At 39.8% G+C, this 26596-nt stretch carries 23 protein-coding genes, 16 tRNA genes and 1 rRNA gene; 11 read left to right on the top strand and 29 right to left on the bottom strand.

Features of this window, described 5'->3' with window-relative positions; all coding sequences use genetic code 11:
* Nucleotides 1–19 precede the first annotated feature (19 nt).
* Nucleotides 20–928, top strand: a complete 909-nt coding sequence (locus ACIQXI_RS13685) for a cation diffusion facilitator family transporter (protein ID WP_402925849.1) — start codon at nt 20–22, stop codon at nt 926–928.
* 47 nt (nt 929–975) lie between these two features.
* On the opposite strand, the gene ACIQXI_RS13680 is transcribed toward ACIQXI_RS13685, so the two are convergent.
* On the bottom strand, nt 976–1710 hold the full coding sequence (locus ACIQXI_RS13680) for an effector binding domain-containing protein (RefSeq protein WP_402925846.1): 735 nt from the start codon (nt 1708–1710) through the stop codon (nt 976–978).
* 85 nt (nt 1711–1795) lie between these two features.
* On the bottom strand, nt 1796–2722 hold the full coding sequence (locus ACIQXI_RS13675) for a helix-turn-helix transcriptional regulator (protein ID WP_402925844.1): 927 nt from the start codon (nt 2720–2722) through the stop codon (nt 1796–1798).
* Between the two features lie 405 nt (nt 2723–3127).
* Here ACIQXI_RS13675 and ACIQXI_RS13670 point away from each other — a divergent pair, with 405 nt between their 5' ends.
* Entirely contained in the window at nt 3128–4249 is a 1122-nt protein-coding gene (locus ACIQXI_RS13670; RefSeq protein WP_402925841.1) for a response regulator, read from the top strand.
* 285 nt (nt 4250–4534) lie between these two features.
* Here the strand turns inward: ACIQXI_RS13670 and ACIQXI_RS13665 are convergent, their stop codons facing one another.
* Both ACIQXI_RS13665 and ACIQXI_RS13660 read right to left on the bottom strand, forming a co-directional pair.
* Nucleotides 4535–5182 carry a response regulator gene (locus ACIQXI_RS13665; RefSeq protein WP_402925839.1) on the bottom strand — a complete coding sequence of 216 codons (648 nt, stop codon included), beginning with the start codon at nt 5180–5182 and terminating at the stop codon, nt 4535–4537.
* A gap of 12 nt (nt 5183–5194) precedes the next feature.
* The gene (locus ACIQXI_RS13660) at nt 5195–6310 is read right to left on the bottom strand and encodes a GAF domain-containing sensor histidine kinase (RefSeq protein ID WP_402925837.1); all 1116 of its coding nucleotides are present in this window, start codon (nt 6308–6310) and stop codon (nt 5195–5197) included.
* 213 nt (nt 6311–6523) lie between these two features.
* On the opposite strand from ACIQXI_RS13660, the gene ACIQXI_RS13655 reads away from it, so the two are divergent.
* From ACIQXI_RS13655 to ACIQXI_RS13645, 3 genes are all read left to right on the top strand, one after another.
* Nucleotides 6524–6949 carry a disulfide oxidoreductase gene (locus ACIQXI_RS13655; RefSeq protein WP_402925835.1) on the top strand — a complete coding sequence of 142 codons (426 nt, stop codon included), beginning with the start codon at nt 6524–6526 and terminating at the stop codon, nt 6947–6949.
* Nucleotides 6950–7194: 245 nt separating this feature from the next.
* Nucleotides 7195–8034 (top strand): RluA family pseudouridine synthase, encoded by an 840-nt coding sequence (locus ACIQXI_RS13650; protein ID WP_402925832.1) that lies wholly within the window; start codon nt 7195–7197, stop codon nt 8032–8034.
* Nucleotides 8035–8291: 257 nt separating this feature from the next.
* Nucleotides 8292–10466 (top strand): 5'-nucleotidase C-terminal domain-containing protein, encoded by a 2175-nt coding sequence (locus ACIQXI_RS13645; RefSeq protein WP_402925830.1) that lies wholly within the window; start codon nt 8292–8294, stop codon nt 10464–10466.
* Nucleotides 10467–10515: 49 nt separating this feature from the next.
* On the opposite strand, the gene ACIQXI_RS13640 is transcribed toward ACIQXI_RS13645, so the two are convergent.
* Both ACIQXI_RS13640 and ACIQXI_RS13635 read right to left on the bottom strand, forming a co-directional pair.
* Nucleotides 10516–11346, bottom strand: a complete 831-nt coding sequence (locus ACIQXI_RS13640) for an aldo/keto reductase (RefSeq protein ID WP_402925827.1) — start codon at nt 11344–11346, stop codon at nt 10516–10518.
* A 1460-nt stretch (nt 11347–12806) separates the two neighbouring features.
* Entirely contained in the window at nt 12807–12977 is a 171-nt protein-coding gene (locus ACIQXI_RS13635; protein ID WP_402925825.1) for a hypothetical protein, read from the bottom strand.
* 427 nt (nt 12978–13404) lie between these two features.
* Between ACIQXI_RS13635 and ACIQXI_RS13630 the strand changes: the two genes are divergently transcribed.
* The gene (locus ACIQXI_RS13630; RefSeq protein ID WP_402925823.1) at nt 13405–14250 is read left to right on the top strand and encodes a VOC family protein; all 846 of its coding nucleotides are present in this window, start codon (nt 13405–13407) and stop codon (nt 14248–14250) included.
* A gap of 12 nt (nt 14251–14262) precedes the next feature.
* The gene (locus ACIQXI_RS13625) at nt 14263–15297 is read left to right on the top strand and encodes an LLM class flavin-dependent oxidoreductase (RefSeq protein ID WP_402925821.1); all 1035 of its coding nucleotides are present in this window, start codon (nt 14263–14265) and stop codon (nt 15295–15297) included.
* Nucleotides 15298–15409: 112 nt separating this feature from the next.
* Here the strand turns inward: ACIQXI_RS13625 and trmL are convergent, their stop codons facing one another.
* Both trmL and queG read right to left on the bottom strand, forming a co-directional pair.
* A complete protein-coding gene (trmL, locus tag ACIQXI_RS13620) occupies nt 15410–15883 on the bottom strand; it encodes a tRNA (uridine(34)/cytosine(34)/5-carboxymethylaminomethyluridine(34)-2'-O)-methyltransferase TrmL (RefSeq protein ID WP_402925819.1) in 474 nt (157 codons plus the stop codon).
* 14 nt (nt 15884–15897) lie between these two features.
* Nucleotides 15898–17028 carry a tRNA epoxyqueuosine(34) reductase QueG gene (gene queG / locus ACIQXI_RS13615; protein WP_402925816.1) on the bottom strand — a complete coding sequence of 377 codons (1131 nt, stop codon included), beginning with the start codon at nt 17026–17028 and terminating at the stop codon, nt 15898–15900.
* A 59-nt stretch (nt 17029–17087) separates the two neighbouring features.
* On the opposite strand from queG, the gene ACIQXI_RS13610 reads away from it, so the two are divergent.
* The 3 genes from ACIQXI_RS13610 to ACIQXI_RS13600 all read left to right on the top strand — a co-directional run bounded on the left by ACIQXI_RS13610 (nt 17088) and on the right by ACIQXI_RS13600 (nt 20154).
* A complete protein-coding gene (locus tag ACIQXI_RS13610; protein ID WP_402925814.1) occupies nt 17088–17777 on the top strand; it encodes a B3/B4 domain-containing protein in 690 nt (229 codons plus the stop codon).
* Nucleotides 17778–17790: 13 nt separating this feature from the next.
* Nucleotides 17791–18300, top strand: a complete 510-nt coding sequence (locus tag ACIQXI_RS13605) for a hypothetical protein (protein WP_402925812.1) — start codon at nt 17791–17793, stop codon at nt 18298–18300.
* Nucleotides 18301–18579: 279 nt separating this feature from the next.
* Complete coding sequence (locus tag ACIQXI_RS13600; protein ID WP_402925810.1) at nt 18580–20154, top strand: catalase; 1575 nt, start codon at nt 18580–18582, stop codon at nt 20152–20154.
* Between the two features lie 154 nt (nt 20155–20308).
* Here ACIQXI_RS13600 and ACIQXI_RS13595 read toward each other — a convergent pair whose 3' ends face one another.
* Together ACIQXI_RS13595 and nagB are read right to left on the bottom strand one after the other, a co-directional pair.
* On the bottom strand, nt 20309–21211 hold the full coding sequence (locus ACIQXI_RS13595) for a S66 peptidase family protein (protein WP_402925807.1): 903 nt from the start codon (nt 21209–21211) through the stop codon (nt 20309–20311).
* A 101-nt stretch (nt 21212–21312) separates the two neighbouring features.
* Nucleotides 21313–22026, bottom strand: coding sequence for a glucosamine-6-phosphate deaminase (gene nagB / locus ACIQXI_RS13590; protein ID WP_402926490.1), 714 nt, complete (start codon nt 22024–22026; stop codon nt 21313–21315).
* A gap of 196 nt (nt 22027–22222) precedes the next feature.
* Here nagB and ACIQXI_RS13585 point away from each other — a divergent pair, with 196 nt between their 5' ends.
* Nucleotides 22223–22969 carry an arylamine N-acetyltransferase family protein gene (locus ACIQXI_RS13585; RefSeq protein WP_402925804.1) on the top strand — a complete coding sequence of 249 codons (747 nt, stop codon included), beginning with the start codon at nt 22223–22225 and terminating at the stop codon, nt 22967–22969.
* Between the two features lie 68 nt (nt 22970–23037).
* On the opposite strand, the gene ACIQXI_RS13580 is transcribed toward ACIQXI_RS13585, so the two are convergent.
* From ACIQXI_RS13580 to rrf, 19 genes are all read right to left on the bottom strand, one after another.
* Nucleotides 23038–24126, bottom strand: coding sequence for an S-layer homology domain-containing protein (locus tag ACIQXI_RS13580; protein WP_402925801.1), 1089 nt, complete (start codon nt 24124–24126; stop codon nt 23038–23040).
* Nucleotides 24127–24306: 180 nt separating this feature from the next.
* Nucleotides 24307–24660: a VOC family protein gene (locus ACIQXI_RS13575; protein ID WP_402925799.1), complete on the bottom strand. Its 354-nt coding sequence runs from the start codon at nt 24658–24660 to the stop codon at nt 24307–24309.
* A gap of 341 nt (nt 24661–25001) precedes the next feature.
* Nucleotides 25002–25082, bottom strand: a tRNA-Leu gene (locus ACIQXI_RS13570).
* 51 nt (nt 25083–25133) lie between these two features.
* Nucleotides 25134–25207, bottom strand: a tRNA-Cys gene (locus ACIQXI_RS13565).
* A gap of 7 nt (nt 25208–25214) precedes the next feature.
* Nucleotides 25215–25289 (bottom strand) — tRNA-Gly (locus ACIQXI_RS13560).
* Between the two features lie 5 nt (nt 25290–25294).
* Nucleotides 25295–25369, bottom strand: a tRNA-Gln gene (locus ACIQXI_RS13555).
* Nucleotides 25370–25373: 4 nt separating this feature from the next.
* Nucleotides 25374–25449, bottom strand: a tRNA-His gene (locus ACIQXI_RS13550).
* A 36-nt stretch (nt 25450–25485) separates the two neighbouring features.
* Nucleotides 25486–25561 (bottom strand) — tRNA-His (locus ACIQXI_RS13545).
* 12 nt (nt 25562–25573) lie between these two features.
* A tRNA-Trp gene (locus ACIQXI_RS13540) sits at nt 25574–25647 on the bottom strand.
* Between the two features lie 14 nt (nt 25648–25661).
* Nucleotides 25662–25745, bottom strand: a tRNA-Tyr gene (locus ACIQXI_RS13535).
* A gap of 9 nt (nt 25746–25754) precedes the next feature.
* Nucleotides 25755–25830: transfer RNA gene (locus ACIQXI_RS13530), tRNA-Thr, on the bottom strand.
* 11 nt (nt 25831–25841) lie between these two features.
* Nucleotides 25842–25914 (bottom strand) — tRNA-Phe (locus ACIQXI_RS13525).
* 18 nt (nt 25915–25932) lie between these two features.
* Nucleotides 25933–26008: transfer RNA gene (locus tag ACIQXI_RS13520), tRNA-Asp, on the bottom strand.
* Between the two features lie 4 nt (nt 26009–26012).
* Nucleotides 26013–26087 (bottom strand) — tRNA-Met (locus ACIQXI_RS13515).
* 25 nt (nt 26088–26112) lie between these two features.
* Nucleotides 26113–26188 (bottom strand) — tRNA-Val (locus ACIQXI_RS13510).
* A gap of 20 nt (nt 26189–26208) precedes the next feature.
* Nucleotides 26209–26283: transfer RNA gene (locus ACIQXI_RS13505), tRNA-Glu, on the bottom strand.
* Between the two features lie 26 nt (nt 26284–26309).
* Nucleotides 26310–26401 (bottom strand) — tRNA-Ser (locus ACIQXI_RS13500).
* Nucleotides 26402–26406: 5 nt separating this feature from the next.
* Nucleotides 26407–26483 (bottom strand) — tRNA-Asn (locus ACIQXI_RS13495).
* An 18-nt stretch (nt 26484–26501) separates the two neighbouring features.
* Nucleotides 26502–26596 (bottom strand): 5S ribosomal RNA (gene rrf, locus ACIQXI_RS13490); the annotation flags it as partial.

The raw sequence follows: 26596 nt of genomic DNA, 5'->3' as shown, positions 1-26596 counted from the left end.
TTTGCGAGGAGGAAACAAAATGGAGCTCTATACAAATTTGCGACAAGGGGAAAAAGGAGCTTGGTTATCAATAGCTACTTACTTAATACTGAGCTCAGCAAAGCTAACAATTGGTTATATCGGAACATCTGAAGCTTTAAAAGCTGATGGATTAAATAATACAACTGACATTATCGCATCGATTGCCGTGCTAATTGGCTTACGTATTGCCCAAAGACCGCCTGATTCTAATCACCAATATGGACATTTACGTGCTGAGACCGTCGCTTCACTCGTTGCTTCATTTATTATGCTTGTTGTTGGCTTACAAGTATTAATTGCTTCATTACGAGGACTTTGGGAGCCAACTGGTACAACACCATCGCTACTAACAGCATTTGTTGCAGTAGGCAGTGCGGTCGTGATGTATGGTGTCTATCGCTACAATTTAGCTCTTTCCAAAAAAATACGCAGTGCTGCTGTCAAAGCTGCTGCCTATGACAATCGTTCAGATGCGCTTGTCAGCATCGGTACTGCAATCGGGATTTTCGGCGCCATTTTTGGCTTTCCAATTATTGATACATTAACAGCTCTTGTTGTAGCCTTTTTAATCTTAAAAACGGCTGTGGAAATATTTTGGGATGCCGTACAAAGTCTTACAGATGCCTTTGATATTGATGAAGTGGAAACATTGTCTGTATTAATTCGCAATGTCAACGGCGTTATTGAGCTGTTAGATTTCAAAGGACGTGCACATGGCAATATGTATTTTATCGATGTAACAGTTACGGTGAATCCTTATTTAAATGTTTTTGAAAGCCACCGTATTACCGAAGAAATTGAATATACAATTAAACGGGAAAATCGCTTCTGTCAGGTGCTTGTGCATATAGAACCGCATATTGAACAACTACCTCCAACAAACAACAGCCAGTCTCCTACCACTTGATGGTAAGAGGCTGGCTGCTTTGCTTTATACGAGGTAATCTCGGTCTACTACTTAACGGCAATATAAATATCGACCTGCGCTTCGTTCGGTTGGTTACATCGTTCACCATAAACTTCAAAATCACCTGTATATGTTCGTTCTAGGTCAGAGTTGGCAAACCAAGTCCAAATATTTTGCCATGCTTTAATGACTATCTCTGGCATAGCCCCTATCTCTGACGTAAAAACTAAATATTTTGAAGCTGGAATTGTTTTTATGACCAACCCTTTTGGTACTTCATTGTTCGCAGCTACTTCGACTCCAAGCGTAATAGAGTATTCACCATTGACATCTGTTTCATAGTCCGAATACAAGCCATACATAACGTCTTTATTTGGTAGTTGGCCCGCTACATTTTGTTGGAAATAACTTGTCCATAATTCAGGTATTTTTGCTAGAGGCGTTATTTCATTCGCATTATTTGTACGCGCCGAAATCCCTATTATGTGGAAACTATCCTTTTCTATTTGTACAGGTTGCGTCCCCTCACCTGTTGTCCAGCGTTTTAAGCGAGGTAAAAAAGAAGTTAACATTTGACGTGCCTGTTCTTCTGGCATACCCTCTTCTTTTAAATGAGGTATACATAGGTCAATCATTTCATTGACTGTTATATTAGGCTGTTTAAACTCACCTAATTCGTAACAATATAGGCAATAATCCTGACAAGCCTGACCATCTTTTTCTGTCCCTAAAATTTCAGTATTTCCTAATGGCATGCCACAGCTTTGGCAGTAACTTTGCATAATTTAACTCCACCCTTCAGTCTATTTGTTTACACTATAGCAAAGCAAACCTGACAACTGTATGTCATCTATTAAAAAGAAATGTTCATCTTTTAGGTTGTGCATATAATGCGACAATTTCCTGTGCACGCCTTTGCACGATGTCAACTAAGTAAGACGGCTCTATAAGCTTGATTCGATTACCAAAACTTAAGAGAAGACCATATAGCCATTCATCTTCTGGTAATGAAAGATGGACGATAGATTTTTCATAATCTATATGTTCGGCACCAAAAGTTTCTTCTATTAAAGTCTGAATCGATGTATCGAATGACAGTGTAAGTTCTACTAAGTTTTGTGGTTGTTGCCAAGCTTTATCCCAAGGTTGTTCGGATAAATGCACTTCCTTTCGTTGAAAACTTTGTAACTCTTCTTTTATATCCTTTATTCTGGAAATTTTAAATAAACGAAAACCATCTCTTAATGTGCAATAGCCATAGATGTACCACACTTTTCCTTTTTGAACTAACGTATGTGGCTCTATTAAGCGCTTAGTCATCGTGCCATGCGTGGTGGAATATAAAAAGCTAACACAATGTGCTTGCTCAATTGCCTTTTTCAATAAGGTGATTTGTTCCTTTAATAAGCTATTTTGTCCCCAGGGACTAAGGTCAATAAATAGATGATCAATCGATTGCTTAATTTTCTCATCTGCAACTCCTGTTAATTTTTCTAATACAGCTTTAGCATGCGTATCCTCATAGGACGTTAAAGCACTTTTCAAGGCAATTGACAGAGCAGTTAGCTCATCTTTCGTTAGCATTTGCTTATCCATTCTATATCCTTCGATTAAGCTTATCCCGCCATTCACACCTTGCTGACTTAAAACCGGTACACCGGCACTGCTAAGGGTTTCGACATCCCGATAAATTGTTCGAACGGATACATTAAATAACTCCGCTAATTCTTGTGCTTTCACTTTTTTACGATTTATTAAAATCATGGTCATTGTTAATAAACGATTTAATTTCATCTCTGCAGTCCCTCAATTTTGAACAAATTTTAAAATCACACACGGCTTTTCCACAACACAGTAATTTTCAATTACTTATATCCTATACTTTTTAAGTATTTTTTAAGTACCTTTTGAGTTTTCTTTAAGTCAAATGTACTATAATAACGGCTACTACATAATACATTCATTAGAATGTATTGACAAAATAAGAAAAAAAGGAACTTTCCATCCCTTCAGTCAAAAAGTGTACCTATTTACCCTTTTCTGTTTACAAAAATAGTTTAATGATAAACGCTTACATTATTTCAATTCTCTTAACACTACATAAAAAACTTTTATCCTCTATATAATGGGGAGACCTTTCAAAAACAATGAACTAGAGTTTAATGGTTTTCAATTTAATTGTATAAAGGAGATTTTGATGTGATTCGAGCCGTTTTAATAGACAATGAACCTCTAGCATTACAATATTTTCAAAATAAGCTACAAAACTTTCAACAAATAGAGGTTATCAAAACCTTCACTAGTGTAAAGCTATTTTTAAGTAGTCTGCCTACACTAGACTTTGAAGTAATATTTTTAGAAATAAAGCTTGATGAACTGAATGGACTTGAAGTAGCTGATATTATCAAAAGCAATCGACCGCATGTAATTGTTATATTTATAACTTCGTATTCAGATTTTGCCATACAAGCCTATGAAATTGGAGGACTTGATTATTTACTTAAACCGATTAGCTTAGCACGCTTAGAAAAAACCGTGTCACGTATTGAACACGAATTTTCTATGCAACAGCTGGTACAACAAACATCTAATACGATGTTGAACGTCCAATGCTTTAACCAATTCGCAACGTACAGCAACAACAGTCTTGTGTCCTTTAAAACCGAGAAAACAAAAGAATTATTTGCTTATTTTATTTTACATCCAAATATGCCTATTCATCGGGATGTTTTAATTGAAATTCTTTGGCCTGATTTAGATTATGTTCGTGCAAAATCTAATCTTCATACTGCCTTATCTTATTTAAGAAAAACATTAAATAATATGGGCTATTCCAACTGTATTATATTTTCTAATAAATATTATATTTTTGAGAAACCGAATATTCTATGTGATTTATATGAATTCCAAGATTATTACAGTGACTTTAAGAAATTAGACTTTCCGCCAATTTCATTAATTAATCAATGTCTTGCAATATATAAGGATGGCTTACTCATATTTGATGATTATGAATGGGCTACCGCCGATAGAGATAAATTAACGAAATCATACATAGAGTTATTAGAGAAAGGTTTTCAAACGAGCATCGTATCCGAGTCAGAAAAGGCAATTGATTATCTTAATCGTTTATTAGAGTTTGATCCTTATAATGAACATAAGCTTGAACAATATTTACAACTATTAGTAGATGCAGGTTTTCATACACAGGCATACACTATTTTTTTAGCCTATGAACAAAAATTAAAAGAAGACTTGGCACTTACGCCAAGTTCTACTTTACTAGAAATGTCGAACAAGTTATTTATCCAAAATCGATAAATGTATATGTACGGAGAAAAAGAATAAATCTTAAAAGCACTAGTTAATGGTAGTGCAAGACGCGACTCTACAGCAATAGGTTACGCTCAACTGCATTAATTCAAGAGATTGGAGCGGAGGTGGTGGAGCTTGAGGAGAAGTACATAACGTAAGCCGCAACAAGCCGCACGTTAGTGAGGGTTGCGGCTTACGTCTGTGCCCCTTGGCACTAGAGTGCACATCAACGGCAAAGAAGAAGTGTTAGATTGACGACATTCAATCTAACACTTCTTCTCTTTTGTCACTCTACTGGCCGCTGCCTTCTGTCAGTCCATGCTTTACTGCATAGAGTGCGGCTTGTGTCCGATCTTGTACTTGTAGCTTTGTGAAAATATTAGAAATATGCGTTTTCACTGTTTTTTCCGTAACAAATAAAGATGCTGCAATTTCTCGATTGCTTTTGCCCTTTGTTAGCTCAGCAAGCACATCTTGCTCACGAGGTGTTAGTGGATTTAAAACATGTAAGGCATTTTCATTTTCTTGGCGATCCATCTCCAGTGTGGAAGTCGCTTCAGGATGCAATGTATGCTCCCCTTGCATAATACGACGAATCGATAATACTAATTCATCAGGTTCAATATCTTTGAGCTGATAGCCAGCTGCCCCAGCTTCCATCGCTGGCACAACATGGTCGCGGTCAGAAAAGCTCGTTAACATTAATATTTCAATGTTCGGCAACTTAGCCTTAATGCGCTTCGTTGCTTGAATACCATCCATTTCAGGCATCACTAAGTCCATTAAAATAATATCAGGCTGAATACTTTCAGCTAGCTCGACTGCTTCCGCACCATTTTTCGCTTCCCCTACAACTTCAATATCCTTTTGTGTCTTTAAAAAAAATAATAATCCTCGTCGAACTACATGATGATCATCTGCAATTAGTACACGAATCATTTTCATTCCCCCTCAATATGGCAAGCGGATTAGCAGCTCCGTTCCTTTACCAATCTCACTTACCCAGTCCGCTGTACCTCCCACCGATTTCGCTCGATCTTTTATTGATTGCAAGCCGATCGATAACAGCTTTGTATTGTGATCAATTACAAAGCCTCGTCCCTCATCACGAATGACTAATAATATATCCGTAGCTGTGACAGTAATATAAAGTGCCGCTTCTAGTACGCCAGCATGACGACGCACGTTATTAAGGGCCTCCTGTGCCACACGAAACAAGGTTTCTTCAATACGGGATGGAAACTGTAACACACCCGATACTGTTACATGCAGCTTTAAGCCAAGCATTTCCGCATATACTTTGATTGCTTCTAACAAACCATTCTCTAAGCCTTTTGGTCTTAGCTGCCAAATAAGTGCACGCATTTCTGTTAACGCATCTTGTGTTAAATGCTGAATTTCTTTAAAGGTTTCTTTTACTTCACTATCGTTACTCATTTCAATGCCAGCCCTCGCCGTTAATGTGACAGAAAACAATAACTGGTTAACGGAGTCATGTAAGTCCCGTGCTAGACGATTACGCTCCTTCACGAGCGCCATTTCCTGCTCCTGCTTCGTCAGTAATATACGCTTAATGGCAGAACCCATTTGAAAAGCAACTGATTCCAGTAATGCAAGCTCTTCCTCTGAAAAACGCACTGTATTTTTTGAAGCGACATTCAAGACACCAAAGCGTTCCTGTCCTGATTGAAGAGGAACTGTCGCATGATGTGTAATCCCTTCGTGATCGCCAACATTGGCAGCTATTGCACTTTCAATGCGTTGACATTCAATTATATTAGAAGCTTTTTTTAATTCTTCATTGCGATAGCGCGAAACACACCAACAGCCTCCCTTATTTAAATAGTGGCAATTGTTATGTTCCAGTGCCTCAGGCAAATTTTCGTGGACAACGAGCTCTGATCGTCCCTTTTCGTCAATAAAAAATATCCACCCTGTTTCAAAATTTGTGCCGTTTAAAAACTTTACTAGTGCGCCTTTTAATGTCGTTACAATTTCTGTTTCCTCATTCAATAACTCAGCAATTTCTTTTAAAATACTAATATTGGAGTGCTCGTTTTCTTTCACAAAAACACCTCTTTTTCATGGCATTACTTAGTTTAATGATACCATTTCCAAGACAAAGGTGTGTGCCTGAGCCGTTCATACTTTAGACTGAATTTCAGCTTCATTCCTGATTAATAGATGGTCAATAGAGTTGATAATTGAAACATTTTACTTCTAAATTCAAAACACATATAATCGTAACAAGTACAACGTTATAATAAAGGGAGTTTTCATATGTCAAAAAAAGAGGAAAATGGCTTATTGTTTATGTGGATTGTCTCCGTCATTGCAACACTAGGCTCACTATATTTTTCCGAAATTCGTCACTACGAGCCTTGTAAAATGTGTTGGATTCAACGTATTTTTATGTATCCAATTGCGATTATGACCACAATTGCCTTTATTCAAAAAAATGCACGTATCGCTGTAACAACAGCCGTATTCGCCATTATGGGTGGCTCAGTATCACTTTATCATTATGGTATTCAAAAGCTCAGCTTCCTAGCTGCTTCCGCTCCTTCTTGTGGGGCTGTATCTTGTACGGGTCAATACATAAACTGGCTAGGTTTCATTACCATCCCGTTTTTAGCCCTAACTGCGTTTATTTTAATAGCAGGCGCAAGCTTCTACTTAATTAAAGCTTCAAAAGCTGCAAAATAATGCAATGATGGCCGTGCAAACATTACTTATATACAAGCATATGATTTGCTCGATTTATAGCATAATATCCGATAAAAAATTCGCGATATGCCTGCGGGATAGCGATTCAAACCAGATGATGCAATTCATAGCTGGTTTTACGAATCGTCCGCCTGTGGAAAATAAGCGAATTTTTTTGTACCAAAAAAGCAAAGAAAAAAATGATAAGGGTTTCCAAATAGAACCCATTCCACGGAGGACAATAAATGTTTCAATATGAAATAATAGACAATAATATAACGGTCGAGGAGCTATTGCGCAATCATTGGCGACTAGGCAAAAAACTCGTTCACGAATTGCGCATGGCAAAGGCTGTTACTTCGATTGATGGTGAGCCTTTACTTTGGAAAGAGCCACTTGCTGCAGGCACGATTTTAAACTTCACATTTCCGATCCCTGCCTCTAGCTATAAGCCGACGCCTGTTTGTGCGATAGATATTGTCTATGAGGATGATCACTGTTTAATTGTGTCAAAGCCAAAGGGTATGTCCACGCATCCTAATGATGACCGCGATACACACACTTGTATGAATCATGTCATGGCTCATATGAAAGAGCAAGGACGTGACTATGCCGAGCATGTACACCGTCTTGATAAAGGGACGAAAGGTTTACTATTAGTTGCCAAACATCCACTGGCAAAATCTATTTTCGATCGGATGATTGAAGAAAAAACTATTATTCGCACGTACGCAGCAGAAGTACAAGGAAATCTTCGCTCAACTTCTGGTACGATTGCCGAATCAATTGGCAAAGACCGTCATCACCCGACACGACGCGTCGTATCAAATAGCGGTCAACATGCTGTAACACATTATGAAGTTGTAGCACGCTATAAACATTCTTGTGTTGTCCACCTTGTCTTAGAAACAGGCCGTACACACCAAATTCGTGTACACATGGCGCATCTTGGTCATCCGATTATCGGTGATACAATGTATGGTGCACGCGAAACAGCTAGTGGTGACTATGAACTACATGCCATTCAATTGGAATTTGAACATCCATTTTTAAATAAACTTATTTTAGTGAAGGATGAACAATAGCAATACTTTAGTAGCACAAACCAAGCCTTGGTTTGTGCTACTTTTTTTATGGACAATGCCCTTACTTAATAGAGTACACAAAAACATTTATTGGTAATTTTAAGTATGAATATTAGAATTAATATTTCTTAACCTATATTTTACAATAATTTTAATATTGTTTTTCCAATATTGGTAATGACGATAGATTTCTTTCATGTTAGAATAGAGTAAATTGTCAGTCATCTGACATATAAATGAGGGAGGAATTTATTAATATGAAATGGGTTAAAAGTATTGCAGCAACAACTCTAGCTGCGAGTTTACTAGCAACACCTGGTTTTGCTGCACATGCGGCTGAAACTGCACCAACAGCGCCAAAAGAAGGATTCAATTTAACAATCTTACATTCTAATGACACACATGCACACGTAGAGGCAGCACCACAACGAGCTACTAAAATTAAAGAATTACGTGCTGCTAATGCTAACTCATTACTATTAGATGCAGGTGACGTATTCTCTGGTACGCTATACTTCAATCAATTCACTGGAGAGGTTGATATGAAGTTAATGAACTTAATGGGCTACGATGCGATGACATTTGGTAACCATGAGTTCGATTTAGGGGCAAGCCCAGAAGGTCATGCTGCACTTGCAAAATTTGTTAAAGGTGCAGAGTTCCCATTATTAGGAGCAAACCTAGACTTCTCAAAAGATTCCCTATTTGATGGCTTACAATTCAAAACAGTAGCAGAAGACTTCCAAAACGGCAAAATCTATAATGGTATTGTTAAAGAAATCGACGGCGAAAAAGTTGGTATTTTCGGATTAACAACAGAAGAAACACCGTCTATTTCAAGCGTTGCTAGCGTAGAATTCACAAACTATATTGACTCTGCGAAAAAAGCGGTAGCAGATTTTGAAAAACAAGGCGTGAATAAAATTGTTGCGCTTACACATATCGGCTTTGATGACTCGAAAGATTTCGATAACGACCAATTACTTGCAGCAGCAGTAGAAGGTATTGACGTTATTGTTGGCGGTCATACACATACAAAATTAGATAAAGCTGTGAAAGCTGAAACTTCATTCAAAAATCCTACGATTATCGTCCAAACTGGTCAATATAGCGAAAACTTAGGTCAGCTTGATTTAACATTTGACGATAACGGTGCTGTTGTTGAATACTTCGGCCAATTACATGCGTTAAATGATAAAGAAAATCCTGTAGCAGCAGACGCTGAAGCAGCGAAGTTATTAGCACCATATAGCGAAAAAATCGCTGCAGTTAAACAACAATCTACAGGCAATACAGCTGTGTCAGTACTTGATGGTAAACGTGGTCTTTGGGGTGTTCGTGCTGGTGAAACGAATCTAGGTAACGTTATTACAGACGGTATGCTTGCTGGCGCTAAAAAAATCGACCCAGAAGTACAATTTGCTTTCCAAAACGGTGGCGGTATTCGTGCGAGCATTGACGCTGGCGATATCACTGTTGGTGAAGTAATGACAGTAATGCCTTTCGGTAATGCACTTGGTATTGTTAAATTAACTGGTGCAGAACTCTATGAAATTGCTGAACATAGTGTCAAAGAATTCCCGAAAGAATCAGGCGGCTTCCTTCATTTCTCTGGTCTACAAGTAGAATTTGATGGTAAAGCACCAGCTGGCAAACGCGTTAAATCTATTAAATTAAATGGTAAAGAGCTTGATAAAGCAGCTTACTATAAAGGTGCAACAAACACATTCACTGCTAAAGGTGGAGACGGCTATGATACACTTGCAAAAGCTTATGCAGATGGCCGTGTAAGTGAGCCTGGTACAGTTGACTTTGAAATGTTTATCGATCATTTAAACACGCTTAAAACAGTAGATGCTAAAGTGGAAGGTCGCATTATTGCAACAATTCCATTTACTGATATTGCAAAAGGTTCTGAAACAGAAGGTTATGTTCGTGATCTTTACTACCGTGATTTAACACAAGGTACTTCAGCAACAACATATTCACCAAATGCTAACTTAACTCGTGCACAAGCTGCATCATTTATTGCGCGTGTATTAAAACTTGAAGCAAAAGGTGAAGCAACATTCTCTGATATTACTAGTTTAGAAGCAGCAACTCAAAAAGAAATTACAGCACTTGCAGAAGCAGGCATTGTCCAAGGTCAAAATGGAAAATTCAATCCTACTGCAAAAGTAACGCGTTCTCAGCTTGCTTTAATGTTTGCACGTGCATATAACTTACAACACGATGCAAAAACTGGCTTAACTGCTGATTTCAGCGATATTTCTAAATACAATAAAGAAACACAAGACGCTATCGCACTTATGCAAGATTTAAAGATTGCTAGCGGTTCAAACGGCAAATTCATGCCTAATAACAATGCTACACGTGCACATATGGCAAAAATGCTTTCTAACTACATTCCATATGTAAAAGAATCTAAATAATAAGACACAAAATCCCGCTTCAACACAGTTGATAGCGGGATTTTTATCGTTAAAAATTAAACTTAAAATTATCTGGATCTTGTCCAAAACGATGATTCTGATTTAACGTTGCGATTTGTTCCATCTGAGCTTGCGTTAATTCAAAATCATAAATTTGCGCATTTTCCTCAATACGACTCGGCGTTACTGATTTTGGAATGATTAATGTATCCTTCTGTAAATGCCAACGCAGTACGATTTGTGCTGCAGACTTCCCTAGTTCTTGAGCAATTTCAAGTATTGTCGGATTATCAAGCACACCCCCACGACCTAACGGTGACCATGCTGTAACAGCTATTCCGTGCTCTGCACAAAATGCCTTTAACGCATCTTGTTGTAAGTATGGGTGCAATTCAACCTGATTAACCATTGGCGCAATATTGGCTTTAGCTAACAGCTTTTCTAGGTGATGTTGATGATGATTCGACACACCTGTTGCTCGGATTAACTTTTCATCATACAGTCGTTCAATTGCTCTATATGTTTCCTCAAATGTTTCAGGCACTGCCCAATGCGTTAAATATAAATCTAAATAATCCATATTTAATTTTTTTAATGACACTTCAAAAGCACGTAGCGTTGCATCATATCCTTGGTCAGTATTCCACACTTTTGTCGTGACAAAAATATCGTCACGCTTTATGCCGGAGTGGCGAATCGCCTCCCCCACTTCTACCTCATTACCATATAACGAAGCAGTATCAATCGCGCGATAGCCAACTTTCAATGCTTTATCGATTGCTTGCAACGTTTCATCACGTTCTGTCATTTTGTATACGCCTAGACCAAAGCGAGGCATTTCAATACCATTTGTTAACGTTTTTGTTGATTGTAAATTCAAAAACATCAGCCCCTTTCTTTTTCTAGTATCATTATACAAAACATTGGATTGAAAATAATGCAATTCGATTCTGTTGCAGGTATTTTGCTATGTTTCGTGGGTTGCTTGCCCCGCTTCGCGGATTACTTTCCTGCTCCGCGGGATTACCGCCTTACTTCGCGGAATTCTTGCCTTGCTCCGCGGGATTCAAACCCTGCTCCGCGAGATTCTCTCCTTATTCCGCGGAATTCTTGCCCTGCTCCGCGGAATTCTTGCCTTGCTCCGCGGAATTCTTGCCTTGCTTCGCGGAATACACACCGCTCCGTGGGATTACCTCGCTGTTTCGCGGAATTCTCAACCTGCTCCGCGGGATTACTCTCCTGTTTCGCGGATTTCTACTCCTGCTCCGCGGGATTACTCTCCTGTTTCGCGGATTTCTACTCCTGCTCCGCGGGATTACTCTCCTGTTTCGCGGATTTCTACTCCTGCTTCGCGGAATTCCCGCCCTGCTCCGCGGAATTCTCGCCTTGCTTCGCGGGATTCTCTCCTTATTCCGCGGAATTCTTGCCTTATTTCGCGGAATTCCCGCCCTGCTCCGCGGAATTCTTGCCTTGTTTCGCGGAATACACACCGCTCCGCGGGATTCTCTCCTTATTTCGCGGAATTCCCGCCTTGCTCCGCGGGATTACTCTCCTGTTTCGCGGAATTCTCACCTTGTTCCGCGGAATTACTTTGCTGTTTCGCGTGATTCAAACCCTGCTCCGCGAGATTCTCTCCTTATTCCGCGGAATTCTCAACCTGCTCCGCGGGATTACTCTCCTGTTTCGCGGATTTCTACTCCTGCTCCGCGGGATTACTCTCCTGTTTCGCGGATTTCTACTCCTGCTCCGCGGGATTACTCTCCTGTTTCGCGGATTTCTACTCCTGCTTCGCGGAATTCCCGCCCTGCTCCGCGGAATTCTTGCCTTGCTTCGCGGAATACACACCGCTCCGCGGGATTACTCTCCTGTTTCGCGGGATTCTCACCTTATTTCGCGGAATTCTCGCCCTGCTCCGCGGGATTCTCACCTTGTTTCGCGGAATACACACCGCTCCGCGGGATTACTCTCCTGTTTCGCGGAATTCTCAACCTGCTCCGCGGGATTACTCTCCTGTTTCGCGGAATTCTCAACCTGCTCCGCGGGATTCTTGCCTTGCTTCGCGGAATACACACCGCTCCGCGGGATTACCTCGCTGTTTCGCGCAATTCTCAACCTGCTCCGCGGGATTACTCTCCTGTTTCGCGGAATTACCTCGCTGTTTCGCGGAATTCTCTCCTTGCTCCGCGGGATTCTCTCCTTATTTCGCGGAATTCTCTCCTTATTTCGCGGAATTCTTGCCCCGCTTCGCGGAATTCCCGCCCTGCTCCGCGGAATTCAAACCCTGCTCCGCGAAATTACCCCTTAATTTAGTTTTCAACCGTTGCTTCATGAGTAGCTTTATTATTGTTTGTCTTCCGGTTCATCGTCTAGTTGAATCGGGTCAGCTATACGATCATCTTCGGCTAGTTCTAAACCATCTCGTAAATGCTCCATTTGTTTGCCAAGATCTTGTAACTCTTTAAAATTGCTAACCATTGTACCGTTTTCTATTTTCGGGACCTTTTTTTCCATTATTATCACCTCTGGTATAGTTTTCCCGAAAGTTTGTGTTCTGAACCATTTCTGACATATTTTATTCAGCTAGGTCGTTTCATTTTTATAATAGATAGGCTATACTAAAAAGAGATTTGCTTATAACATGAGGAGGGTTCTTCCATGAAGTTACTATTAATAATTGGTGTAACTGTTGCTTTCTTAGCTGCTATTTTCACTGCTGGGTACGAAGGCGACTACAAAGCGGACAAATAATATCTCAAGAAAATCACTAAGTATATTTGAATGCTTAGTGATTTTCTTATTTTTACGAAGTAGCCACTTACGGTTACTTCTTTTTTTGTGGCAAAACAATCTCTTGACTTCCAATACTTTATAAAATATACTTACTTACAATAAGTAACTTGATAATTATTGATAACCATAGAATTGGAGGATTACTATTATGCATTTTCATGAAAAACCGAACACATATGTCACAAATGTTGAGATTAAAGTAAGTGATCTACAACGGTCCTTAACATACTATCGAGAAATTATTGGCTTTAAAGTTTTACAACAAGAATCCACACGCGCTACCTTAACTGCTGATGGTAAAACAGCTTTGCTCACTATCGTTCAACTACAATCGGTCGAACAAAAAATACGTACTACAAGTGGCCTTTATCACTTTGCATTACTGTTACCAACGCGTCGTGATTTAGCAAATATCATTACCCATTTCCGTGAAGCAGGCGTATATTTTGGTGCATCTGATCATGATGTAAGTGAAGCACTTTACTTGCAGGATCCTGATGAAAATGGTATTGAAATTTATGTAGACCGCCCTGCAAGTGACTGGACTTGGCGCTCAGACCAAGTGTATATGGTAACTGAGCCACTTAATATTCAATCTATATTAGTAGAAGCGAATGGTGGATGGGATGGTCTTCCTGCAAATACGGTCATGGGTCATATTCATTTATCAGTTTCAAACTTAGCTGCAGCAGTGGAATTTTATACAAAAGGCTTGGGCTTTGACATTGTGACTCGCTATGGAAAACAAGCATTATTTATTTCAACGGGTCGATACCATCATCATATCGGCTTAAATACTTGGTATTCAGAAGGCGCACCAAAGCTTGGAGAAAACCAAATTGGGCTAAAAACATATACGCTTCGTTTAGATAATGAAGTGCAAGCAAATACATTAAAAGCAAACTTACGCCAACTAGGAGCGCCTATTATTAATATGGATGGCGGTTTCCAAACTGAAGATCCTGCCGGTAATGTTATTTTACTGAAATTTTAAGGAGGTTATCTTATGGAGTTTGGCGTCTATACATTAGCAGATATTGGGCAAAATCCCCTAAACGGTCACACACTTTCCGTTAAGGAACGACTAGATGAAGTGATGCAATATGGGCAACTAGCGGATGAAGTTGGTCTACAAGTATTTGGTGTTGGAGAACATCATCGCTTAGATTATGCCGTTTCAGCTGTGCCCGTGGTATTATCAGCGCTATCACAGCGAACAAAAAGCATTCATTTAATGAGTACCACTACTGTGCTGAGCACCGTTGATCCAGTACGACTTTACGAGGATTTTGCAACACTTGACTTACTTTCAAACGGGCGTGCAGAAATTGTCGCTGGACGAGGTGCCTTTATCGAATCTTTTCCACTATTCGGCTATGATATTGATAATTATGATGCGCTATTTGAGGAAAACCTAGCCTTACTATTAAAACTAAACAAAGAAGAACGGGTAACGTGGAGCGGACTTTATCGCACATCACTTCAAAATGCCGACATTGCACCACGCGCTAGCCGTGAAATCCCCATCCATGTTGGTGTGGGTGGAACACCTGAAAGTGCTATGCGGGCAGGACGGCACGGCGTTGGCCTAAACTTAGCTATTTTAGGTGGAGATCCAATCCGCTTTAAGCATTTAGTGGATGTCTATCGTGAAGCTTTGCACCATGCAGGTCATGATGTGCATACAGCGAAGATTACTGTATCTGGACACGCTTACTTTGCCGACAGTTTAGCACAGGCTAAGGAAGAATTTTATCCACATTACTCAAATTATTGGCACTATGTTAACGCACAACGCGGCATGCGTTATCATTTATCTAAAGAAGGCTTTGACAACATGACGGCTGGTCAAAATGCCCTATTTGTTGGGAGCCCAAATGAAATTATTGAGAAGATTTTAATGCAGTATGAACTGTTTGGTCATTCCCGATTTATGGCACAGCTTGATATTGGTGCAGTACCGTTTAAACAAGTGGCCAAGTCGATTGAACTACTTGGCACGCAAATTATGCCAGCAGTCAATAAAGCGCTAAAACAATAAATCATTCTAGAAATGCCTGACACTTGTTGTTGAAGCTGATAGAAGTCCGGAAATCGCCGATAAAATTACTCATAAAAAAAGTGTTAGATTGCAATCAATCTAACACTTTTTCTTAATGTAACCCAGGGTAGCCCTGTTGTCGAAGAGCCTCATAAATAACAATCGCAGCTGTATTCGATAAATTTAGTGAACGCACATGTTCACTTTGTGGAATTCGGAGGCACATATCTTTGCGTTCAGAAGCAAAGTCCTTTGGCAAACCGGTTGTTTCTTTGCCAAACATAAAGTAAATATCGCGATCTTTATTGCTAAAATCATGCGTAGTAAACGGTTCTTCACTATATGTTTCAATTAAATAGACATCACCATTTTTAGATACTTCTAAAAAGTCCTCAAGTGAATCGTGATATACGACGTTGACACTATGCCAATAATCTAAGCCTGCGCGTTTAAGCATTTTATCGTCCGTTGAAAAGCCTAGTGGACGAATTAAATGTAGTGAGGTATTGGTACCAGCACAAGTACGTGCAATGTTCCCTGTATTTGCTGGAATTTCTGGTTGATATAAAACGATATGCAATGGCATAACGAAACACTTCCTTAGCTAAAAAATTGTAATCCTTTGTTTATTTCCAAGAGGACTTCTTCGTCTTGTTCTTTATCCTGTGCAGTGAGTAAAGCATTTTGCGCTTGCTCTCCACCAATTTTACCTAATGCCCATGCAGCCGTTCCGCGAATAACTGGTCGTTCATCTGTTGTCAAAAGTCCAACTAAATCAGGAACTGCCGCTTCCTCTTTAAAGTGCGCCAACGCTAAAATGGCATTGCGCTGTATCGGCTTTTTGCCTCGCCAAGAGCCGGAAACATGCCCAAACTTCTCTTTAAACTCTCGATTAGAAATCGTTAGTAGAGGTGTTAATAATGGCTTGGCAAGCTCTGGATCAGGCTTAAACTCCTCATGTATCCAATTAATCTTGCCTTTATTTTTTGGACAAACGGTTTGGCAAGTATCACAGCCATATAAGCGGTTTCCTATATGTGAGCGGAACTCGTCTGGGAGAAAACCTTTCGTTTGCGTTAAAAAGGCGATGCAACGCTGTGAATCGAGCTGCCCCCCTGCTATTAGCGCGCCCGTTGGACAGACATCCAAACATAAACGGCACTCTCCACATTCGTCTTCCATTGGTTTATCTGGCGCAAATGGGATATTCGTTACGAGCTCTCCTAAATAAACATATGAACCAAACTCCGGTGTAATAATTGAGCAGTTTTTCCCACTCCAACCGATGCCTGCACGCTCAGCAACCGCTCTATCTACAAGCGCACCCGTATCAACCATCGATTCAATGCGTACATTGCTCACTCGCTCTTCAAGCCAAGCTTGCAATAATGCCAAGCGCTGTCGTAATGCTGTATGATAATCGACGCCCCAAGAAGCTCTGCAAAATATGCCACGTCGCGCTCCTTTTTTACCAACAGGTGCATCTTTCATACGTGAAGGGTAAGCGACAGCTATCGCAATAATACTTTCTGCATCATCTAACAATTGAAGCGGTTCCGTACGTTTTTCAATATCGCTCTCTTCAAAACCTGATTGGAAACCAAGCTCCTGTTGGCGACGCAGTCTATTCTTTAATTCTGTAAAGGGAGCTGCCGTTGTGAAACCAATTTTATCAACGCCAATGGACATTGCATACGCTACAAATTCTCGTTGCAGGTCATGTATGTTCATTTTATTTCCAACTCCTTACATGATATAATAATTAAAATAAATAAAGTAGGTGATTTTATATGGAAGTATCACTTAATCCCTCGTTGTTATCGCAACTTCCAGAGCTGAAAATCGGCATTATTCATTATACCAAAATTGTCGTAGCAGAATCGCCCCAAATGATTAAAGGTCGCCTGCAATTATATCAAGAAAACCTCTATTTAGAAATGCAGGACCAACCTGTCACTGAACGTAAAGGTATTGCAGAATGGCGACAAATTTGGAAACAGCTCGGCGCAGATCCGAACCGCTATCGACACTCTGCCGAAAGCTTAATGCGTCGTGTAAGTAAGCAAAATTATTTAACACCTATTCATTCAGGTGTCGATTTAAATAATTTTTTCTCCCTTCAATACGAAATTCCAGTTGGTATCTATGATATAGCTCGTGTCAAAGGTAATGTAGAAATTGCACTTGGCGATGAGGAAACAAGCTATGAAGGCTTAAATGGGCGCTTAAATACGCTAAATCATATTCTATATAGTCGTGACGAGGAAGGACCCTTTGGTTCACCATTCGTTGATTCACAACGTACGGCAGTCTCCGAGGCAACAACTGAAGCGCTCCATATTTTCTATCTTCGCCCTTCCCTTTCAACTGAAGATGCCCATAAGCTTCTTGCCTCAGCAGGTAAAATGTTTAATCAAATACATGGTGGCGATTATCAAGTTGCTCTGTTAACAAATGCTACGCCATCTACTACTTTATAAAGGACGTGTTTGCATGATAAATCTTGCCGAAGCAGTTAAACTGAAAAGCATTTTAGCAAAAAAGGTTCAGGAACTTATTAATGAATTACATCGCAGTTCCTTTGTAACTGTTGAAAAAGGACAAGCACCTAAAACGAGTAATCGTGCTATGACTGCTATTGAAAGCGAATTAGCTCAAGTACGGCTGGATATAAGAACATTAGATCGACTTGTCTATGAGGCCAATATTCATAATAAAGTAGACTTTAAAGGCGAGCAACTTGCACTTGTTGAGGCCATTGAACTGGCTTCACAACTTCGCGCTGAAGCTGAACTTTGCAAACACTTGGGTACACATGAAAAAGAAACTGTTCGTATGGGCTATGGTGAAGGCACAATATTATATGAAATTGCCATGTTTGAGCCAGATGCCTACCGTGAACGTTCACTTCAACTAGAAAAAGATGCACATAAACTCTCTAATTTAATTAATGCTAAAAACTATAGTGTTGAGATACAATTTGATGATTCTCGCTATTTCTAAGCTCGGGGCGGTGAGACTCCAAACCGAGTCGGATGTGCCGTTTTCAAAACTACTTTAATGTAGACTACAACTTGGATCAACCAATGACATGTGACCAGTTACTTTATGACCGATGACCTATCACCAACTATTGGCAATGGCATGAAAAAACTTACTCAGATGAATTGGAAAACGCCGTCCGAAACTCTCTTACACGTTGTGTGTAGGAGAGTTTTTTTATGTCTATTTTGCCAATCTATTGGACAAACTTTGCTTAGTACAATTGGAAGGAGCAATAATATGAACCATTCTCATGAGAAAGATGATACACTAACTAATCGTCAAGGCCATCCGATCACAAACAATCAAAATTTACGAACAGTCGGCAATCGAGGGCCTGCAACACTCGAAAATTATGATTTCCTTGAAAAAATCAGTCATTTTGACCGAGAGAGAGTTCCTGAACGTGTCGTTCATGCTCGTGGGGCTGGAGCGCATGGCTACTTTGAAACATACGGCACTGTTGGCAATGACCCTATTTCCAAATATACAAGAGCCAAAGTTTTTCAGGATAAAGGTAAACAAACGCCTGTTTTTGTCCGCTTTTCTACTGTTATACATGGTGGGCATTCGCCAGAAACATTACGTGATCCGCGAGGCTTTGCTGTAAAATTTTATACCGAGGATGGAAACTGGGATTTAGTTGGAAATAATTTAAAAATTTTCTTTATTCGAGATGCCATGAAATTTCCTGATATGATTCATGCCTTTAAGCCTGATCCAATTACAAATATTCAGGATGTTGAACGCTTTTTTGATTTCTGTGCAAGTTCTCCAGAAACCTTCCATATGGTAACCTTTGTGTATTCACCTTGGGGCATCCCAGCCAATTACCGTATGATGCAAGGCTCGGGTGTGAATACGTATAAGTGGGTGAATAGCGAGGGTAAAGCTGTTCTTGTCAAATACCACTGGGAGCCATTACAAGGCATTAAAAACTTAACACAAAAAGAAGCAGAAGAGATTCAACAAAAGAACTTTAATCACGCCACACAGGATCTATATGATGCCATTAAACGTGAAGATTATCCTGAATGGGAGTTAAATGTACAAATTATGGAGGATGGTCCACATCCTGAACTTGATTTTGATCCACTAGATGATACAAAACTATGGCCGAACGACAAGTTCCCCTGGTATCCGGTAGGAAAAATGGTATTAAATAAAAATCCTGAAGATTATTTTGCTGAAGTTGAACAAGCTACTTTTGGAACAGGTGTCCTCGTTGATGGCTTAGATTTCTCAGACGATAAAATGCTTCAAGGTCGCACTTTCTCTTATTCTGATACACAGCGTCATCGAGTTGGTGCCAATTATCTACAACTACCTATTAATGCACCAAAGAAGCGAGTAGCGACTAACCAAAGTGGTGGGCAAATGATGTATAAACGTGATCTAGCCCCTGGACAAAATCCACATGTTAACTATGAGCCATCTATGTTAAATGGTTTAAAAGAAGCTGCTCAAACAGCGAAAGAATATACACCTCATATTGAAGGGAATTTAGTGCGCGAATCCATTGATCGCCAAAATAATACGAAGCAAGCTGGTGAAACGTATCGCAATTTTGAGCAATGGGAACGCGATGAACTACTAGAAAACTTAATTCGAGATTTATCGACTTGTAATATAGCCATCCAAGAAGCCATGATTGCATTAGCTTCTGAGGCAGATGAAGAATATGGCCGCTTATTAAATGAAGGCCTACAAATGGCACAAACAAATGCATCTTCTGCAAAGCCTCTCGGCAATATTGACGGTGCTCAAGCCCCTAAAGACGCAGTCGACAAAGGCCACGATGCAGAACCTTACTAATTTCGGTGCCAGGCACCCAAACAATTTTGAATTTTCTAAAATTAACAAAAATCCACTTTTACTTCTGCGGCTTACACTATGCCCGCAGAATGTAAAGTGGATATTTTAGTAAGTGCCAGGCACTCACACAATTCTCATACAATTGCTAAATGATTTAATGTACACCCGGTAAAAGTCGTAGTACTTTTTCTTGCGCATCTAAAATTGCATCGACACCTAATGGAATCGCAATATTCGTTGTTTCATGCCCGATTTTAAAGCCCGCTACAACAGGTATTCCTAAATCACTAAAATACTCGCTCATTAATGTTAGTAGAGCCTCGTCACTTGCTTCAGTTTGCGTAAATGATCCAATAATCACACCTGCTAATTGTTCTAGCTTTCTTGCTTGCTTCAATTGCTGTAACATCGCATCGATTCGTGGTATTGTTTCGCCAATATCTTCTATCAATAAAATTCTACCTTCAGTACGAACTTCAAATTTAGTGCCTAACGTGCTAACTAAACGTCGTAAATTACCACCTATCACAGGTCCGCGTGCTACCCCAGAAGCAATTGTTGTTAATGGAGAAATCGCTTCCGAATACTGTATTTCTATTGGGGAAAACAACTGTAAAAACATCTTTTTCGATAATTCATCCATTCTATTTGCAGCCATTAACATTGGTCCGTGGAAGGTCACGATATTTGCAAATTCATTGATGGCACAATGCAAATAAGTAACATCAGAAAAGCCCCAGAAAATTTTCGGATTTTCCGCCAGTAACTCATAATCAATTTTGCCAGCAATACGTGCAGAACCGTAGCCACCTTTAACACAAAAGATTGCCTTCACCTCAGGGTCTTGAACCATTGCATGAAAATCCCCAAGCCTAACGTCATCACTACCTGCTAAATAGTCATGCTTTGCTGTTATCGTATCCCCTATTTTATAGCGGAGGCCTAACTCGTCTAGAAAAGCTAAAGCATGTCCTAATTTCTCTGGCTCCACAAGGCTAGACAAACATACAATGCCCACTGTATCGCCTTTTTCTAAATGTGCTACTGTACTTATCATGTTACCCCCTCCTATCCTATCTCTCATTCTAGCATATATGCCTCCACTTTCAGGACAAATAAAAAGCGTAGACTGCAAAATGAAGTCTACACCTTAATATTTTATTTTGTACCACCGTAAATAATGGTTACATTCGGATGATTTAATAATGTGCTCGCTGGGAACTCCTCAGTTACTTCCCCGCTTTGTAATTTTTCTATCGCTTCTAACTTCTTTTCACCAAAGGCAATTAGCACAATTGCCTTTGCATTCATAATAGATTGAATGCCCATTGTAATCGCATGTGTAGGTACTTCATCTGGATGATTAAAATAAATTGCATTTTCAGTTCGAGTTGATGGTGTCAGTTCTACAATGTTTGTAAGTGAATCAAATGACGTACCAGGCTCATTAAAGCCTATATGTCCATTTACCCCAATACCAAGCAACTGCAAGTCAATGCCTCCTGCTTCTGCGATACGTGCATCATAGGCCACACATTCAGCATCTAAATCTAGCGCCTTGCCATTTGGTAAATGTATATTTTCCTCGTTGATATCCACATGATTAAATAGATTTTCGTGCATAAACGTCCAATAGCTTGCCGGGCTAGTTTGTTCTATCCCTACATACTCATCTAGATTAAATGTTCTAACATCTTTAAAAGAAATATCACCAGCTTGATAATGTTTCACTAATTCTTTATACATGCCAACGGGTGATCCACCTGTAGCTAGCCCTAAAATGCTTGCTGGTTTTACTTGTAGTTGCTCGGTAAAAATATTTGCAGCTACGGTACTCATTTCATCGTACGAATTTACTTCTATCCACTTTATTGCGTTCGTCATTCATATACCTACCTTTAGAATCGTTATTTTTAACTAAAAATGGGAAATTCATTACTATCTAGTAGTGAATACATTAATTTTACAAGTTATTTAGCTTCATTTCTATTATTTTCTTTTTCAAATTTTTTCGTGTATTCTATTATCATTTCGGTTATGTTAATTAGTAAGGAAGTGAGGCGATTTTATGAATTCACAAATACAACAATATTTAGACTATCTTCAATTTCAAGGATCTATAGAACCGTCTATTAAATTACTTGGTCAGTTACAAACACAACATCTCCATACCATACCTTATGAAAATTTAGACGTCGCCTTGAAACGGAATATTTCCTTCGCGATCCCTGACCTTTATCAAAAAATGATTGTTCAACATCGCGGAGGCAATTGCTTTGAGCTCAATATTTTATATAGCTGGCTACTTCGTGAGCTCGGTTTTTCTGTAACAAATCGCTATGCACAGTTTTGGCGTAATATAGATGCACAGACACCAATCGAAGATGTTCCTATGCACCAGCTACTTCTCGTTCACTATGATGGTATACCATATATTTCGGACGTTGGTGTAGGTGCTCTTGCCCCCTGTAAACCAGTTCCATTAATTGCAGGGCACGAACATCGTGAAGGAAAAGAGCTATACAAAATTGAATTGCATGACACATATGGTTGGATGCTATATGAGCAAACACCTCATCAGTGGCGCCTACTTTATAACTTCACCGATGATGCGAATGATGCCAACTTTGCCCCAAGGCTTTCTCAGCAAAAAAATAAAATTGCCATGATGCGTACTCCTTCTGGTCGACATACGATGTTTAATAATGAATTCCGTATATATGAAGGGCACACTTTAACCACCTATACAACACATACTGAGAAGGAGTGGCAACAAGCCCTTCAACGTTATTTTCATATATCTCTTACTTCATAATGTAGTTCTAAATGTAAAAAGTGTTAGATTGACTGTAATCAATCTAACACTTTCTTATTTCCCGTCTTCTAATTAGCTGTTCGTTTTAGCAACTCATAAACAACTTCCCCATCATGAAGTTCCTTAACTAAGCCAATGCCATCAACAAAATAATAAGTTTTCACTACATCAATATATTTAAATTTTTCTTCTAATATCGCCACATTTTTATAATTAACTCCACCAGCACGTACCGTTCCATTCGTCGTTTGAACGGTAATACGATTGCCGTTTACTGGACCTTCATCGTCTTCGTGAACTATTACACCAATTCTAAGCGGTAAACCTATATAGAAATCGTAATGTGAGCTGTACTCCTGAGCAATTGCTTGCGCATATACAAAACCATCGTAATATAGTAATTCATCATTAAATTGCTTATTATTCGTCATATTAGCAATTGTCCAAACATCATTTTTATTATCATTGTGACTATATTGATAATTTAATGTATATCTTCGTCCATCCTCTGATGAATAAAATGCATAGCTGTATTGGTAGGCTGGATCCTTTAATAAATTGGGCTTTGTCAAAGTCATTGCACGCGCAACAAATGCCGAGAAATGTGCGCGCGTTAGCGCCATTTTCGGTTTAAATGAACCATCTTGATAACCTCTTGAAATATTATTGTTCGCTACGGCTAATATTTCTTTATAACCGGCTGTCTTTTCCGTAACATCTGTAAAATAATAAGGGCTTTTTCCTTTTAATTTAAATGCACGTTGTAAAACAATGGCCATATCAGCCCTCGACAGTGTCCCATTCGGATTAAATTTCTTTGTTGCATCAAATATTCCAGCATTTTGTGTTGCAGCAATTTCTTTATAGTAAACATGCGATGTCGGAACATCTTGATACTTCGGATTTTTAACGTTCGTTGTTTTTAATCCTAATGCACGCGTTACCATAACAGCTACCTGTGCCCTTGTTACATAATCATTCGGCTTAAACGTGCCATTAGGATAGCCTTTGATAATCCCTTTCTCTACTAAATAATCTATTTCCGTATTTAACGTATTATCGGATGACACATCTTTAAAACTAGCCGCATATGCAGACTGTACTTGTAATAACCCAAACATTAAAACTACAATCAATATTCTACTTAATATCTTCATGCCATTCCCCCTATATTTTTTTCTCGTCTTTGTTATCCTATTCAACTAGCAAAATAAATATTAATATAAATTACTTTTTTAATAGTTTGTTAATCATTCCATACCCATAAAAAAATACTTTACACTAGCACTTGTAAAATAAAAAACCCCTGCAAAACATTGCAGAGGTGTAAAATAGTATTATTTCTTATTTTGAATTAAAGCAAAACCTAGTCCAGTAGGATCTACTAAATAAGCAAGATAAAATTCATCAAACTCCATTTTTTCTCGGACAATATTAGCGCCATTCTCCATCGCTTTCGATATAGACTCGTCAATCTCATCTACTTCGATCTGCACGCGTATTCCATGTGGATAGTCACTTGGACCCTTTCCTATTCCACCGTTTATGCCATTTTGCTCGCTGCCACCTGTCGTAACAGCCCAGTAATCCCAACGAGGCTCAGCTATTTCCCAAGCAAAAACTTTAGAATAAAAATCCGCAGCTTTTTCGGGCTCCTGACTATTTAGTTCAAATCCTATTACTCTACCCAATTTATTGCCCTCCTATTTTTGAAGAATAAATTAAAGTTCCTGCTAGACATATAAGCACGATATCTTTTTCAACATTGCATAATCGCTAAATATATTTCTAAAGGCGTCTAGTAATAAAAAATAGCTGCTAGGAGTAGTAACAAGGTTAAAAGTTTATTTTCATAAGTATTACCTCCAAACCTAACATCTAAAAACATCATAACATAAAATTCATAATATACTGACTTCTATCTAGTATCTATTGTTTTATTTGTTCCATTGAACTTGATATTTGCACCATTGTTTAAAAACAAAAAAAGACCTCAACACAGTTGTTGAAGTCTTTTTTAATATACTTTGGATACCGGTGGTCGGGGTCGAACCGACACTCCAAAGGAACACGATTTTGAGTCGTGCGCGTCTGCCAATTCCGCCACACCGGCATAATACTTTAGAGATAAAAAAAATCGGAGTATCCGATTAAGAAAAAAATATGGAGGCGGCAACCGGATTTGAACCGGTGATAAAGGTGTTGCAGACCTGTGCCTTACCACTTGGCTATGCCGCCATATTATTGGAGCGGAAGACGAGGTTCGAACTCGCGACCCCCACCTTGGCAAGGTGGTGTTCTACCACTGAACTACTTCCGCATAAATGGCTGGGGTACTAGGATTCGAACCTAGGCATGACGGAATCAAAATCCGTTGCCTTACCGCTTGGCTATACCCCAACAATGGGGCGACTGATGGGAATCGAACCCACGAATGCCGGAACCACAATCCGGTGCGTTAACCACTTCGCCACAATCGCCATTGCTTTATAGTTATATTTTAATTTTATATTAAATGGGGCGACTGATGGGAATCGAACCCACGAATGCCGGAACCACAATCCGGTGCGTTAACCACTTCGCCACAACCGCCATAAAATTAATTGGCAGGGGCAGTAGGAATCGAACCCACACCAAAGGTTTTGGAGACCTCTATTCTACCGTTGAACTATGCCCCTATTAAATAAAAAACTGGTGGAGGGGGACGGATTCGAACCGCCGAACCCTAAGGAGCGGATTTACAGTCCGCCGCGTTTAGCCACTTCGCTACCCCTCCGGGAAAACATGGTGCCGGCTATAGGAATCGAACCCACGACCTACTGATTACAAGTCAGTTGCTCTACCTGCTGAGCTAAACCGGCGGAAAACATGATGGGTCAGGACGGAATCGAACCGCCGACACTTAGAGCTTCAATCTAATGCTCTACCAACTGAGCTACTGACCCATGTTTATAATTTAAAAATGGCGGTCCCGACCGGGATCGAACCGGCGATCTCCTGCGTGACAGGCAGGCATGTTAACCGCTACACCACGGGACCATTTTGGTTGCGGAGACAGGATTTGAACCTGTGACCTTCGGGTTATGAGCCCGACGAGCTACCACTGCTCCACCCCGCGACAATACTAATTTAATTTTTAAAAATGGTGGAGGATGACGGGCTCGAACCGCCGACCCTCTGCTTGTAAGGCAGATGCTCTCCCAGCTGAGCTAATCCTCCATCTGGGTATTCGTTATAAATGGTGACCCCTACGGGATTCGAACCCGTGTTACCGCCGTGAAAGGGCGGTGTCTTAACCGCTTGACCAAGGGGCCACTTTATGATTGGAATCCTAAAGTGCTGGCGGAGAGTAAGGGATTTGAACCCTTGAGACAGTGTTAACCGCCTACACGATTTCCAATCGTGCTCCTTCGGCCACTCGGACAACTCTCCAAGAATGGCTCCGAAGGCAGGACTCGAACCTGCGACAACCTGATTAACAGTCAGGTGCTACTACCAACTGAGCTACTTCGGAATAATTTTAGTATGTATAGCCTAGCGACGTCCTACTCTCACAGGGGGAAGCCCCCAACTACCATCGGCGCTAAAGAGCTTAACTTCCGTGTTCGGTATGGGAACGGGTGTGAC

The sequence above is a fragment of the Lysinibacillus sp. NPDC097195 genome (assembly GCF_044762075.1).
GTDB lineage: Bacteria > Bacillota > Bacilli > Bacillales_A > Planococcaceae > Lysinibacillus.
The sequence above is the reverse complement of the archived record's forward strand: the minus strand, read 5'-3'. Positions and strand labels throughout refer to the sequence as shown.

Excerpts from the sequence above, each read along its gene's own strand:
- ACIQXI_RS13685 (WP_402925849.1), top strand. The coding sequence starts at position 20 with ATGGAGCTCTATACAAATTTGCGACAAGGGGAAAAAGGAGCTTGGTTA.
- ACIQXI_RS13680 (WP_402925846.1), bottom strand. The coding sequence starts at position 1,710 with ATGCAAAGTTACTGCCAAAGCTGTGGCATGCCATTAGGAAATACTGAA.
- ACIQXI_RS13675 (WP_402925844.1), bottom strand. The coding sequence starts at position 2,722 with ATGAAATTAAATCGTTTATTAACAATGACCATGATTTTAATAAATCGT.
- ACIQXI_RS13665 (WP_402925839.1), bottom strand. The coding sequence starts at position 5,182 with ATGATTCGTGTACTAATTGCAGATGATCATCATGTAGTTCGACGAGGA.
- ACIQXI_RS13655 (WP_402925835.1), top strand. The coding sequence starts at position 6,524 with ATGTCAAAAAAAGAGGAAAATGGCTTATTGTTTATGTGGATTGTCTCC.
- ACIQXI_RS13650 (WP_402925832.1), top strand. The coding sequence starts at position 7,195 with ATGTTTCAATATGAAATAATAGACAATAATATAACGGTCGAGGAGCTA.
- ACIQXI_RS13645 (WP_402925830.1), top strand. The coding sequence starts at position 8,292 with ATGAAATGGGTTAAAAGTATTGCAGCAACAACTCTAGCTGCGAGTTTA.
- ACIQXI_RS13635 (WP_402925825.1), bottom strand. The coding sequence starts at position 12,977 with ATGGAAAAAAAGGTCCCGAAAATAGAAAACGGTACAATGGTTAGCAAT.
- ACIQXI_RS13630 (WP_402925823.1), top strand. The coding sequence starts at position 13,405 with ATGCATTTTCATGAAAAACCGAACACATATGTCACAAATGTTGAGATT.
- ACIQXI_RS13625 (WP_402925821.1), top strand. The coding sequence starts at position 14,263 with ATGGAGTTTGGCGTCTATACATTAGCAGATATTGGGCAAAATCCCCTA.
- trmL (WP_402925819.1), bottom strand. The coding sequence starts at position 15,883 with ATGCCATTGCATATCGTTTTATATCAACCAGAAATTCCAGCAAATACA.
- queG (WP_402925816.1), bottom strand. The coding sequence starts at position 17,028 with ATGAACATACATGACCTGCAACGAGAATTTGTAGCGTATGCAATGTCC.
- ACIQXI_RS13610 (WP_402925814.1), top strand. The coding sequence starts at position 17,088 with ATGGAAGTATCACTTAATCCCTCGTTGTTATCGCAACTTCCAGAGCTG.
- ACIQXI_RS13605 (WP_402925812.1), top strand. The coding sequence starts at position 17,791 with ATGATAAATCTTGCCGAAGCAGTTAAACTGAAAAGCATTTTAGCAAAA.
- ACIQXI_RS13600 (WP_402925810.1), top strand. The coding sequence starts at position 18,580 with ATGAACCATTCTCATGAGAAAGATGATACACTAACTAATCGTCAAGGC.
- ACIQXI_RS13595 (WP_402925807.1), bottom strand. The coding sequence starts at position 21,211 with ATGATAAGTACAGTAGCACATTTAGAAAAAGGCGATACAGTGGGCATT.
- ACIQXI_RS13585 (WP_402925804.1), top strand. The coding sequence starts at position 22,223 with ATGAATTCACAAATACAACAATATTTAGACTATCTTCAATTTCAAGGA.
- ACIQXI_RS13580 (WP_402925801.1), bottom strand. The coding sequence starts at position 24,126 with ATGAAGATATTAAGTAGAATATTGATTGTAGTTTTAATGTTTGGGTTA.